The 12,458-nt window shown below is 45.4% G+C and carries 11 protein-coding genes and 2 tRNA genes; 9 read left to right on the plus strand and 4 right to left on the minus strand.

Going from position 1 to position 12,458, the window contains the following annotated elements; genetic code table 11:
- Positions 1-114: transposase (locus IM507_RS02800; RefSeq protein WP_130758671.1), on the plus strand; the 114-nt coding region annotated here is incomplete at its 5' end.
- A 114-nt stretch (positions 115-228) separates the two neighbouring features.
- Here the strand turns inward: IM507_RS02800 and IM507_RS02805 are convergent.
- Both IM507_RS02805 and lpxD read right to left on the minus strand, forming a co-directional pair.
- Positions 229-1,338, minus strand: coding sequence for an amidohydrolase family protein (locus IM507_RS02805; RefSeq protein ID WP_202950802.1), 1,110 nt, complete (start codon positions 1,336-1,338; stop codon positions 229-231).
- 758 nt (positions 1,339-2,096) lie between these two features.
- Complete coding sequence (gene lpxD / locus IM507_RS02810; protein WP_123231206.1) at positions 2,097-3,128, minus strand: UDP-3-O-(3-hydroxymyristoyl)glucosamine N-acyltransferase; 1,032 nt, start codon at positions 3,126-3,128, stop codon at positions 2,097-2,099.
- A 742-nt stretch (positions 3,129-3,870) separates the two neighbouring features.
- Between lpxD and IM507_RS02815 the strand changes: the two genes are divergently transcribed.
- From IM507_RS02815 to plsY, 3 genes are all read left to right on the plus strand, one after another.
- Positions 3,871-4,896 (plus strand): daunorubicin resistance protein DrrA family ABC transporter ATP-binding protein, encoded by a 1,026-nt coding sequence (locus IM507_RS02815; protein ID WP_002736431.1) that lies wholly within the window; start codon positions 3,871-3,873, stop codon positions 4,894-4,896.
- 82 nt (positions 4,897-4,978) lie between these two features.
- The gene (gene fabG / locus IM507_RS02820; protein ID WP_002735437.1) at positions 4,979-5,674 is read left to right on the plus strand and encodes a 3-oxoacyl-ACP reductase FabG; all 696 of its coding nucleotides are present in this window, start codon (positions 4,979-4,981) and stop codon (positions 5,672-5,674) included.
- A gap of 68 nt (positions 5,675-5,742) precedes the next feature.
- Entirely contained in the window at positions 5,743-6,426 is a 684-nt protein-coding gene (gene plsY / locus IM507_RS02825) for a glycerol-3-phosphate 1-O-acyltransferase PlsY (protein WP_002736324.1), read from the plus strand.
- Positions 6,427-6,884: 458 nt separating this feature from the next.
- Here the strand turns inward: plsY and IM507_RS02830 are convergent, their stop codons facing one another.
- Positions 6,885-8,390, minus strand: coding sequence for a hypothetical protein (locus IM507_RS02830; protein WP_287636513.1), 1,506 nt, complete (start codon positions 8,388-8,390; stop codon positions 6,885-6,887).
- A gap of 127 nt (positions 8,391-8,517) precedes the next feature.
- Here IM507_RS02830 and IM507_RS02835 point away from each other — a divergent pair.
- Positions 8,518-8,590: transfer RNA gene (locus tag IM507_RS02835), tRNA-Glu, on the plus strand.
- Positions 8,591-8,608: 18 nt separating this feature from the next.
- On the opposite strand, the gene IM507_RS02840 is transcribed toward IM507_RS02835, so the two are convergent.
- Positions 8,609-9,958, minus strand: a complete 1,350-nt coding sequence (locus IM507_RS02840; protein WP_002736017.1) for a sensor histidine kinase — start codon at positions 9,956-9,958, stop codon at positions 8,609-8,611.
- A gap of 320 nt (positions 9,959-10,278) precedes the next feature.
- On the opposite strand from IM507_RS02840, the gene IM507_RS02845 reads away from it, so the two are divergent.
- The 4 genes from IM507_RS02845 (at position 10,279) to IM507_RS02860 (ending at position 12,277) form a co-directional block, all read left to right on the plus strand.
- Positions 10,279-10,752 (plus strand): EVE domain-containing protein, encoded by a 474-nt coding sequence (locus IM507_RS02845; RefSeq protein WP_069475107.1) that lies wholly within the window; start codon positions 10,279-10,281, stop codon positions 10,750-10,752.
- Positions 10,753-10,755: 3 nt separating this feature from the next.
- Positions 10,756-11,610, plus strand: a complete 855-nt coding sequence (locus tag IM507_RS02850; protein ID WP_002736027.1) for a prohibitin family protein — start codon at positions 10,756-10,758, stop codon at positions 11,608-11,610.
- Positions 11,611-12,072: 462 nt separating this feature from the next.
- Entirely contained in the window at positions 12,073-12,195 is a 123-nt protein-coding gene (locus tag IM507_RS02855) for a hypothetical protein (protein WP_002736703.1), read from the plus strand.
- Between the two features lie 10 nt (positions 12,196-12,205).
- A tRNA-Gly gene (locus IM507_RS02860) sits at positions 12,206-12,277 on the plus strand.
- The last annotated feature ends 181 nt before the right edge of the window (positions 12,278-12,458 follow it).

A 12,458-nucleotide genomic window follows, 5' to 3' on the forward strand; every position in this document is an offset into this window, starting at 1 on the left:
GTGGTCGAGGGAATCAACAATAAACTTAAACTAATAAAACGGAGAGGCTATGGCTTTAGAAACTTTCGGAATTTTTGGGTTAGAAGTATGTTGTCTTGGCATCTTGTCTGTTGATTTAGCATAAAGGGTAACGAAGAGCCTCGATTATTTTTTATTCCTAGGATGAGCGCCAACGGTTCGACCGATTCACGGCCCACCTCGCGCCCCTCCATCGGACAAACGAAATGCCTAGTACGCGACCGGAATTCGCGGGGCGTTCGCGGGAATTCCGTAGAGCCGCGCGCCATTTTCGTAGAGGATCTTTCTCTTCACGCTGTCGGTAATATCGATCCGATCAATCATTAAATCAACGGCACCTGGAAAGGGCGCGTCGAAATGGGGAAAATCGCTGGCGAATAAGAGCGTGTCCTCGAAACCCGCGTCGATCAGGGTCGGCAGAAGCGGATCGTCCGCGTCAACACCGAGGAAACATTGCCGCTTGAAATAGGTGCTGGGTTTTTCCGGTAATAGAGCGTGATCTTTCGCGAAAAATTCCGCGTGACCGTCCATGCGATTAAACCAAAAGGGCGCCCAACTAGCCCCACTTTCCATAAACCCGAAACGAAGACGCGGAAAACGCTCCATCACACCGCCGGTTATTAATAACAGGACCGCCATCATCTGCTCGAAAGGATGACTGATCATGTGTCCCTGCATGGTGTTGTGAATTCGTTCCACGCCGATTCGGGGAATGTTGGCCACGCCGTAGCCTTCATGAAACATGACGGCGATTCCAGCCTCCTGACAGACAGACCACAATCTTTCATAATTGGGATGATCTACATTAAGACCGCCCACCGTATTCGGTCGCAACATCACCGCCGAGAAACCTTTGTTCCGAACTCGTTCGGCCTCTTCAACCGCCAGAATCAAATCCTGTTGGGGAAGGATGGCGATCGGATTGAGACGACCCTCGCTATCGGCACAATAATCCGCTATCCAATTGTTATAAGAACGGGTCACTTCCAGCGCGAAAGCGGAACTTCGGAGCGCCGGTAATAAACCGAGCACTTTGGAGGGAAAAATATAGGTGATATCGATGCCTTCGGAGTCCATCGCCGTCAATCGATCGGCCGGATTCAGTCCCCCTTTTTTGAGCGCTTCCAACACGGTGATCGCGGCTGGGTCATCTTTTTGCCAGCTTCCAGGTGTATAGGTAGCGCCTTGGGTTTTCCCGAACCACGCGGCGGCGGTTGGCTGGCCGTGAAAGGTCGCGGAAGGTTGTTCGATGATCCTACCTTCCGCATGGAGTTGTGAATTTTCATAACCGGGCATCCAGTCCGCGTACTTTTTCGGCATCGTTTCTCGCCACCAACTATCATCGTTCGGCAAAACGATATGACTGTCCGCGTCTATTACCTGGAAACTCACTCTCCGTTTAACTCTTCGCATATATTCGCTCCAAAAGTTTCTCTAAACTACGGTTGTAACGATTCCGATCAAGGAATTGACACGATACCAGAGATGCGCGTAGTTCGGCGCTCCCCCCGGTAAACCGGTCGATCGGAACGAAAAATCGACTTTTCTCTCCAGATTTCGACGGTTAGCACAAAGTACGATCTTTGTCAACTTTCTTAGGTAACGCGATGTGCAGCTAAAAACGACAGAATCAGGGTTCCAGAGGATACTTTATCTCTGCTGATTTCTGAAAGCCTTGTAAATCAAGACTAAAAATATAGTTGCACACGGGGTTAATTTATTTGCACTAACTCATAGTAACTGTTCCTATGTGCTGGGATAATCCAAAAAACGCAAGTTTTTTAAAATTGGTCAAAAAGTTCGGCGTTGTCAGATCAGAATATGAAAGATGCAATGCAATCCTTGCTATCAAAGTAATTTGAGTTCCAAGCTGATTCGGATCATCTTTCAATTTGACAACGCCCTTTATCTGACAACGCTTGATTTTCTCTCCTTGAGTGTGTGACTGCTCACCTCTTTGTAATAAACCTACACCTGTCAGGATGGGGGTGTAGGGTGTGGGGTGTGGGGAAGTGGGGAAGTGGGGAGAAGGGAGAATAAATAAAAATAATCTCCTGTCTCCTGACTCCCGAATAGGACTATTTTTTCAACTGCTTAACCGCTTGATAGATTTCGGGTAAACGCTTGTAAGCGGCTGCTGCCTTGAGGAATAGTTTATGAGGCATAGCAGGAGAGCCAGAAACCACTTCTCCTGCCCCAATATCGTTGTGAATGCCAGTTTGGGCAGTTGCGATCGCACCGTCCCCGATCGCTGCTTGATTGGCAATGCCCACCTGTCCTGCTAAAATAACCCGATTGCCCAATTTTACGCCTCCTGCCATGCCTACCTGTCCTGCTAGGGCGCAAGCTTGGCCAATTTGGCAATTATGGGCAATATGGACGAGATTATCGATCTTAGTCTGGCTACCGATGCGGGTTTCTCCCACTGCCGGACGATCCACGGCGCTATTACAGCCAATTTCTACGCCATCTTCTAAGACCACGATACCCGATTGTTCCATCTTAAACCAGCCTTCGGGAACCGGCACAAAACCGAAGCCCTCCGCACCGATAACAGCGCCACTGTGGATAACGCAATCATTGCCGATTTGTACCCGTTCGTGAATGGTACAGTTAGCGTGGAGAGTTGTGCGATCGCCAATATGTACCCCGGGGTAAACAACGGCGTTAGGATGAATGCACACCCCATCACCGAGGATGACATTCGCTTCTACCACAGCATGGGCCCCAATGGCAACTTTATGGCCGATTTTAGCCGATGGATGCACCACGGCGGTGGCGTGAATGTAGGGTTGGGGCTGAAAGGGTTGATAGAATAATTTGATGGCGTGGGCGAATAAAAGTCGGGGATTGGCACTAGCTAACCAAGGGATGCCGCGTTCGTCGGCCTGTTGTTGTAAATTGGCATCCAGGGGCAGAATTAGGGCAGTAGCCTCAGTTTTGGCGACAAAGGCAGCAAATTTTCCCCCTTCGATATAGCTAATCGTATCGACTAGGGCGGTTTCGATGGGAGTTATGGCTTTAATTTCGGGATTTCTGTCGGGATAGGCAGTTAAACTGTGAGCAGAGACTAAAGGGCTTAATTTTTGGGCAATTTCACTAAATTTCATAAATATATATTGCGATCTAGATAGGGCTGATGATAGGATGGTCTAAGAGTCTAAAACTATACCGATAATCTTGTCGTTATTATAGTCAAAAAAGTTGCCAGTTTTTTAGGGAATAATTCCTGTTTTCCATTTCAACAAAGCCGACATCGATCTAGAGCAGTTTTTCAGATAAGTTTGCTCTCTCCAAAACTGATTGAGTTGACTTTTTAATACTTGATCGAGTTAATAAAATTGACCCGAACAGTATTAAGGTGATCGGAGTTGATGGTTAGGCAACTGTTGGAAAATTTAGGGGAAAAATTACTGACTCTCCCCAAGAAAGGCTAAGATATACCGGCTTAAAACTGGCTGAATATTTTCCCACTCGAGAGACAATAAACTTCGCTAAAAAGGAGAAGCTAGAGAAAAATCAGCTTAAAAACCCCGTAGTTTCACGACGGCTTTTGTTGATTTCTTCGGAACCTTGATCGGTCACGGCAATTAAAGACGCAGCGAATCGCTATCTTTTAGGCTTTGTCGTTGAGACTAAACTGGAAACCCTGGCCCAACAATCGGCAATCAGTGGGGATTGCCAACGAGTGCCACCTTCTCAACCTTTGAGCTGCCAGTCATTACCGCCGCAGAGAGCGCAGTGAGCAGATCAAATCTACAATACCAGATTTTCAAGTGGGGAATCTGGGTTAAAATAGACCGAGAAAGTTAACAAAAAAATTGTCTCGCTCAAGTGGGCGAAAATCAGCTTATGACCCTTGCGGTGGCGATCAAAAACTTAAAAAAATCCTACGGTCAGACAGCAGCGGTTAAAGATATCTCCTTTACCGTGGCAGCGGCAGAAATCTTCGGTTTACTCGGTCCCAATGGTGCGGGGAAAACCACCACGATTCGCTGTCTTTGCACCCTTGCTAAACCCGATGGCGGCAAAATCGAGGTGGGGGGTGTCGATGCCCTAAATAACCCCAAATCCGCCCGTAAACGCCTAGGTTACGTTGCCCAAGAAGTCGCCCTCGATAAAATGCTCACCGGCCGGGAACTGTTGCAACTACAAGCGGCTCTGTATCACATTCCCGCTCAAAAGTCAAGAGAGCGCATCAAAGAATTAATAAATCTTTTAGGATTAGAGGAATACGCCGATAAAAAAACGGGGACCTATTCCGGCGGCATCAAAAAACGGCTGGATTTAGCGGCGGGATTACTGCATCAGCCGGAAGTTTTGGTGCTGGATGAACCGACTGTGGGACTCGATATCGAAAGTCGTTTGATTGTCTGGGATTTTCTGCGACAATTGCGTGCGGCCGGAACCAGTGTGTTAATCACCAGCCATTATCTCGAAGAAATCGACGCTTTGGCCGATAACTTGGCAATTATCGACAATGGTATCGTCATCGCTCGCGGTACCCCCTCACAACTGAAGGAGCAACTGGGCGGCGATCGCATTACCCTGAAAGTGCGAGAATTTTCCCCAGAGGAAGAAGCTTTCCAAGCGAAAGAATTATTATCCCGTCTGCCTTTTGTCGAGGAAGTAATCGTTAATACCGCCCAGGGTAACTCCCTGAATCTCATCGTCACGGCCAATAGCAATCCTTTAAGCAAAATTGAACAAACCCTAGCCGAATCGGGATTACCCGTGTTTAGCATGGCCCAATCCCGTCCTAGTCTCGATGATGTCTATCTGGCGGCCACCGGACGCACCCTGATGGATGCGGAAATTGCCGCCGCCAGCAGTCGCGACCTGAAGGCGGAGAAAAAACAAGCGATGAAGGAATCCTAGACCGGCGAGAAAGGCGGTAATATTGCCCAATTGTCCCGTTAAATCATCTATAATTGGAGCGATCGACTATCTATCAATCAATATGAAAGATAAACGGGTATTGCTGACCGGCGGTACGGGGGGACTGGGTTTAGGAGTCACTCCGGCGGTTTTACACCATGGCGGTCATCTAACCATGACCTATCGGGAGGAAAGGGAGGTAGCTCGTCTGAAATCTCGGCTGAGTGCGGCGGAATTTGAGCGTATTCGCTTTGTCAGGGTGGATTTAACCCAAGAAACTGCCGTGGCTAGATTAATTGATGATCTCGGTCGGGTCGATGTTTTAATTCATCTAGTCGGGGGTTTTACCATGGGGGCGACGGAGGAGTTTAGCTATGAAGATTGGCTAAAAATGTTTGATTTAAACCTCCATAGCACTTTTTTACTGTGTAAACACTGTTTGCGCTCGATGAAACTTCATAATTATGGTCGTATCGTCACTATCGGTTCTCGTGGTGCCGTACAACCGGGGGCAAATTTGGCCGCCTATTGTGCCTCGAAAGCGGCGGTAGTGGCTTTAACCCAAGCGATCGCAGAAGAAACCAAACAGACTAATATTACCGCTAACGTGGTTTTACCAAGTGTTATCGATACTCCGAGCAACCGGGAAGCGATGGGAGAGGCAAAGGCCAAGGACTGGGTAAGTCCCCAATCTCTAGCCGAGGTGATCTGTTTTCTAGCGGGGGAAGGGGCGAAAGACTTGCGCGGGGCGGCAATTCCCGTCTATGGTTCCCTGTGAGTGTTTTTTGTCTTCGGGCTGATACACTGATGACGGCGCTCGCTCTTGCTAAAAATTGGGTTTAATTTATGCTTATTCCGATTCTTATCAGTGTTACTATCTTACTTTTATCCTATCTGCTCGGTTCAATTCCCACGGGTTATTTAATCGGTAAATACAGCAAAGGTATCGATATTCGTGACTATGGTTCCGGTTCCACCGGGGCCACCAATGTGTTGAGAACTCTGGGAAAAACTGCCGGGGCGACGGTGTTATTAATTGATATGTTAAAAGGAATGGCGGCGGTAGCCCTGGCACGAGGGCTATATTTTATTGATGTCAATCTTCTCCCAGAAAGTTGGTATTATTGGTTAATTATCGGGGCAGCATTGGGAGCAATCATCGGTCATAGTAAATCGATTTTCTTGAATTTTAGTGGTGGTAAATCCGTCGCCACCAGTTTAGGGGTTTTATTAGTGATGAATCCCCTAGTGGCTTGCGGAACTTTGGCGAGTTTTTTAGTTATTCTGGCACTTTTCCGGATTGTTTCTTTAGGTTCAATTATTGGGGCGCTGGTGGTCAATATTTTAATGATTGTTTTGGGTCAACCTCTCCCCTATATTTTATTTAGTTTGATGGGGGGAATCTATGTGATTGTTCGTCATCAGGGTAATATTAAAAGATTGTTGGCAGGCACAGAACCGAAAATAGGTCAGAAAGTACAGCCATCATCGGAATTAGGTTACAGCGTTTCTTCTACAGATGAAGTGTAACCTAATTTGTCTCATCTCTAGACGACTGGCTCATGTTCCCCGTTGCCCGTTCCCTAAAACCAGAGACTTCCTAACTCACCCTTAAGATAACTGATACTAAATCCATTGAGTATAGGCTACATATCAGGACAGGCAATAGGCAATAGAAGCAATAAATAATTCTTTAAATAACCGGATTTAGCATCACCCTTAATTATTGTTTTCCTAAGCCTAGTTTTCTGGTTACTTTAAAGTTGGTTTCGGTGTTTGATAGGGTTTGGGACTAATCGAAGGGACTATCAAAAGCAATAAAACGGTGGTGCATTCCCATACGATAATATCGGTCAGTTGAGTGCCTTTTTTAACTAGCCATCTCTGCCGCTAGTTTAGAAAATTGGTATAAGTCCCTAAAGATAGTCTCAAGTTTCTCACAACAGAAAGACTACCCGATCAACTATACCCAAAATCGCTCGATCGATTTAGCGTTTGCGTTTGAGTAATTTAGAAATGCGTCGATCATACCGCAACCAACGCCAAATTTTAATAACCAATTCCTCTACCCATAAAATGATCGCATCTAATCCCTCTAAAATCCGTTCTAAGGGGTGTTTAACGTAGCCGACGGGGGTTGATTCGGTTTCTAACCATTCCTCGTTAATTGGTTGAATTATCTCCTTAGCATAGCGGGGATCTAATTGGGTGGCGGGGGGAGATTCTCTGGCAGTAATTTCAGCGGCGGCCGGGGGGATTTTTTGTAAAGATTTATTTTGTTTTTCTTGACTAAAAGCTTTTTTTGTGATATTAGGCTCGGCTGTGGTGACTGGGGACTGGGGAAGGGGATAAGCGGGATTAAGGCGGGGTTTTTCGGAGTCTTGGGGGGAAATAGCCAATATATCGGCGGATTCTAGCCAATTTTGCTCGCTGACGGCGGAAAATGTCAGGGATTGGCGAGAGGAAAAGAAGTGATCGATCGCCGCTTGGATGAGTTTGCCGATCGTGAAGGGATCCGCTTGGGTTTGTTTTTCTAGCCAATCCTGGAGACGTTGCTTGAAGGTGATCAGCAGAGAATTAGGAAGACTTAGGGGATATTTTGCCGATAAAGCGGGGGAATCAGCACTATATTCTAAATTATTCTTCTCTTTTGCCCAGAAATGCTCGATCGCCGCATAAATTAACCAATAAAGTCGCCAGAGATAGGAGGAATTTTTCTCCAGATTCGGGGACTGGTTAACGAGATCGGAAGGTAGGTTAGAGGTGTGGCTAACACTGCTGGGGATTGCGGGGGAGATAGCGAGAAATTTAGCCTCGAAAATCGCTAATTTTTCGTCAATGACTTCTAAAATCGCTTGGGAATTTAAATTAGGCAGTGGTAAGGAGGGTGGTGTCGGGGTTTTGACGAGATGGGATTCTTGGAATAGATTTATGGCGATCGCGATTTGTCCCTGTTGTTCCCAGCGTAGTAGGTTCCAAAACCAACGGATCGGAGGCAAGACAGGATTTTTATCGGTAAAATTTGGTAATAAAGGCGGATATTGACGATTTAATCGCTTAATTTTCCGTTTTTCGAGGGCGTAGTTAGCCAGTGCCGTCCTAATTTGTTTTTCTATTTGTCTTTGGGTTTGATTATCGGTGATTTTAACAGTCTGGTGATCGTTAGTGACGAAAACTAAAGCTTGATCCTCTAGATCGGCTGCTATGCCAATAAATGCCGTTTCTTGGTCGGATAAGCTCTGTAGAAATTCTTCGATCGCATCCGTCCCCTCTTTGCCGGGGGGTGATAATTGTTTCTGGAGACTGTTCCCCAATTGATTAGCCGTCACCCGCAGCGATTGTATCAGTAAATAGACGGGATAGATGGCTATTTGCAGGGCAAGAGCGATCGCATTTTGACCGCGACGGGAAACGCGGCCGAGGTTATCTTTCAGACGGATCAAGCGACGGTTGATCAGGTTGAACAGTCGGCTTTTATAGGGATCGGCAGCCATGGATTTTGGGCGATAACATCTTCATTTAGACTATCCTATTGTGCAAGGGCGGGATAAAAAAAATTTTTGCTAAAACCCTTGACTCTAGGAAAGATTATTGTTATATTTAAAAAGGTCTGAAATCCAAGCCCCCATCGTCTAGTGGCCTAGGACACCTCCCTTTCACGGAGGCGACAGGGATTCGAATTCCCTTGGGGGTATAAAAAAAGTCAGAGGTGTTAAGCTTCTGACTTCTCGGTTTTTTTCTCCCGTTGATGGCTTTTCGGTAGGGTGACGGTGAAAATTGTTCCTCGATCGATCTGACTTTCGACGCTAATTTGTCCATGATGACTGAGGGTAATCGCTAAAGCGATCGCTAATCCTAATCCTGTTCCCCCGGAAGTGGCGGAATTTTGCCGTGCGGGATCGAGACGATAAAAGCGATTGAAAATATGGGACAAAGCAGCCTCGGGAATCCCGATTCCGTTATCTTTGACGCGCACCAGTAACACCGATTGTCGATCGCGTTTACTTTTTTCCAATTCCACTGCCACATTTTTAGGCTCAGATTCGGGCAAAAAAGCGTGTTTTAGGGCATTAGAAATTAAATTTGTGAATAAACGAGCCAATTGATCCCAATCTCCCTCCATAGTAAACATTTCATCGCTGTAGGAAAAATCCTCTTGGTTCGGTTCCACAATCGACAAAGAGAGGCAAATTCCCTGCTTATCGGCGATTAAACGCTGTTCTTCCACCACTTCCATCAATAAAGCATCCAAAGGTACAGCTTGCTCGATCGGTTGGACGATGCCACTATCAGAACGGGCTAAAAAAAGCAGATCATTGACTAAATTGCCCAATCTTTCCGTTAAACGCTCGATCACCTGCAAGCGTTGATCGCCAGTTTGGGGATAAGCGATCGCCATTTGCACGTTAGTTTGGATAGTGGCGATCGGATTGCGTAATTCATGGGAAGCATCGGCGGTAAATTGTTTTAAACTCTGATAGGACTCTTTTACCGGTTGAATGGCTAAACCGGACAAAAACCAACCAATCCCGGCGACACTGGCAATCATCAGGCAAATTCCGACGATTAAATCCAATAATAGCTGTCTAATTGGTTTTGTCACCTCAAACCAAGGATGACTTACCCGCAGATATCCCAAAACATAATGATCGATTTCCACCCTTTCGGTTATTTGTCGCAGCAGACGATCATCGGATAAGCGAATAGTTTCCCCCTGACGGTGGGGATGGAGGGGAATATCTAAGGATTCGGGCAGAGTTGACCAAACTAGATTACCTTGGGGATCGAACCATTCCAAATCTATATGATCGTCCTCCACGGATTTACCCTGACTGGGAAAACTTGCGAGGGGATCGACGCGATAACGTCCTTGGTTCGGGGGAATCGATTCGATCACGAGGGAACGATTTACCACCTCAATGATGTGTTTGAGGGTATCATCAATGCGATCCACTAGGGTATGCCGCACATAAAAATACATTCCCGTAGCGAGAAAAAGCAGTAGTATGGCAGTGACAACAGTGTACCATAAGGCTAAACGGCGGCGAGTGGCTTGGAACACCGATAATCTATTTATTGGCTAGAGATTTTTAGGGCAATGTATCCTATTTTACAGCTTATTTGAGCGATTTAATAGTGGAGAATAAGTTATTTTTAGCTATAGGGAAAAACTGACGGTTGCCAAGAATAGCTAGACTTGAAGGCTCATAGTCCTTAAAAATTGCCGCTAACAAAAGTATTTTTAGATACATTCTTCCCAATAATTGTTTGAGTAGAACTACAAAAGCAGCCAAAGTGAATTATATTTAACCCTATGGCAACAAGGCTGACAGGAACGGCTAAAAATATTTTTGAGCTTATTTGAATTAATAACAACTATAAATGATGAATTTAAATTACTGGTTAATGAAATCGGAACCCAATGTCTATAGTATCGGGGATTTAAAAAAAGACGGTCAAACTATTTGGGAAGGAGTGCGAAATTATCAGGCCCGCAATTTTCTCCGTCAGATGAAGCGGGGAGATTTAGCCTTTTTTTACCATTCTAATACCACCCCGCCGGCGATTGTCGGCTTGATGCGCGTAGTGGAAACCGATATGATCGATCCCACACAATTCGATCGCGATAGTCCCTACTATGATCCCAAATCCTCTCCAGATTCCCCACGCTGGTGGACGGTTAAAGTTGAGTTTGATCGCCTTTTTCCCCAAATGCTGCCCCTAGGAATTTTAAAACAAAATTTTACCGCCGATGAATTATTATTAGTAAGGACAGGAAATCGTCTGTCAGTGATGCCTGTCAATCAAGTGATCGCCACAAAAATTCTCGCTTTAGTCCCTCGTCAAGGAGTATAAACTATGAACCAAAAAGATGCTATTAATTTACTTTCCCTGATCGGGGGATTATTAGCTGCTATTGTAATTTTAGCGGCCTTTAATGCCTATGTGATTATCACTCCCGGACAAGCGGGGGTTTTAAGTGTTTTAGGAAAGGCTAAGGACGGGGTTTTATTGGAGGGATTGCACTTTAAACCTCCCTTTGTCTCTAGTGTCGATATCTACGATCTTACGGTGCAAAAATTTGAAGTTCCCGCCCAAAGTTCCACTAAAGATTTACAGGATTTATCTGCTAGTTTTGCGATTAATTTTCGTCTCGATCCGACGCAGGTAGTGGCGATTAGAAGAACCCAAGGCACGCTGCAAAATATTGTCGCTAAAATTATCGCCCCTCAAACCCAAGAATCCTTTAAAATTGCCGCCGCTAAAAGAACCGTAGAGGAAGCAATTACTCGACGCAGTGAGTTAAAAGAAGACTTTGATAATGCCCTATCGACTCGGTTAGAAAAGTATGGTATTCTAGTTTTAGATACCAGTGTGGTAGATTTGAATTTTTCTCCGGAATTTGCCCGGGCTGTCGAAGATAAACAAATCGCAGAACAACGCGCCCAAAGAGCCGTTTATATCACCCAAGAAGCGGAACAACAGGCCCAAGCAGAAGTTAATCGCGCTAAAGGGAAAGCTGAGGCACAAAGACTATTAGCAGAAACTTTAAAAGAACAGGGAGGAGGATTAGTTTTACAGAAAGAAGCGATCGAAGCTTGGCGCGAAGGTGGAGCGCAAATGCCCCGGGTTTTAGTCATGGATGGATCGGGAAAAAATAGCGTACCATTTTTATTTAATTATAGTGATTCTTTGTCAGAAAATACCCCCTAAATTCCTGTCCAAGCTCAGAGGCATTTTAAAAGAAACCTTGCCAACTTCTCAAAATTACCCGGTGATATTATCGACAAATGGCATTGAAAACAATCTCTAGCTCCTTGACTATTTGAGGATGAATAAATTGATGATAGTTCCCTGAATGTGATTAAACCGAGGCGCAGTGAATCGGTGCAATCTAAACAGAGAAAAGAACAGAATCAAGGGAAGATCCCTAGAAATAGTTTTCGGACTTTATTGGGGGACTTAGAGACGATTTACCTGAATATGGTAGAATGTGCGATTAGAGAGGGAAGTTATCGTTTTTCTAAGATAACTCGACCGACTTCTCCGCAACAGAAGGCGTTGATTGGTACCCAGTAACGGAGCATCAGAAATTGTCTTAACCCCTCCTACAGCAGAGGTTATGGTCTTTTGTCAAAGGGGAAGTCGAGTCTTCTGGTGGGACGGTGAATATTCTTGATCATCCGGCGGCGAGTCTATCGGGAAGCTTTACAGTTTAGCGTTTCTGGACAAACCGGCGCGATGATGAAAAACAGCCTAGAGCAGTTGCTCTCGTCGGGGTGTCAATGCTATGATTAGGAATAGTTTTGCGGGTATAGTTCAGTGGTAGAACGTCACCTTCCCAAGGTGAATGTCGCGCGTTCGAGTCGCGTTACCCGCTTCTGACGACAATTGTTACGACAACTAATTAGGGTTTGCTGAAAAAGTCATTGAAAAGTACAGGTCTCTTAATCAATGATTTCACTTAGCTACAAGCATAAGCTTTAGTTGTTGATTAATTTTTTAAATTATAACTTATCCTAATCATTGACCGAGAAAAAGTGCTGTTTTTCCATTTCAGA

Origin of the sequence: Microcystis sp. M20BS1, assembly GCF_020245305.1 — a bacterium.
Classification (GTDB): Bacteria; Cyanobacteriota; Cyanobacteriia; order Cyanobacteriales; family Microcystaceae; genus Microcystis; species Microcystis ichthyoblabe_A.

Coding starts and splice junctions, on each gene's coding strand:
- IM507_RS02805 (WP_202950802.1), bottom strand. CDS start 1,338: ATGCCGAAAAAGTACGCGGACTGGATGCCCGGTTATGAAAATTCACAA.
- lpxD (WP_123231206.1), bottom strand. CDS start 3,128: ATGAAATTTAGTGAAATTGCCCAAAAATTAAGCCCTTTAGTCTCTGCT.
- IM507_RS02815 (WP_002736431.1), top strand. CDS start 3,871: ATGACCCTTGCGGTGGCGATCAAAAACTTAAAAAAATCCTACGGTCAG.
- fabG (WP_002735437.1), top strand. CDS start 4,979: ATGAAAGATAAACGGGTATTGCTGACCGGCGGTACGGGGGGACTGGGT.
- plsY (WP_002736324.1), top strand. CDS start 5,743: ATGCTTATTCCGATTCTTATCAGTGTTACTATCTTACTTTTATCCTAT.
- IM507_RS02830 (WP_287636513.1), bottom strand. CDS start 8,390: ATGGCTGCCGATCCCTATAAAAGCCGACTGTTCAACCTGATCAACCGT.
- IM507_RS02845 (WP_069475107.1), top strand. CDS start 10,279: ATGATGAATTTAAATTACTGGTTAATGAAATCGGAACCCAATGTCTAT.
- IM507_RS02850 (WP_002736027.1), top strand. CDS start 10,756: ATGAACCAAAAAGATGCTATTAATTTACTTTCCCTGATCGGGGGATTA.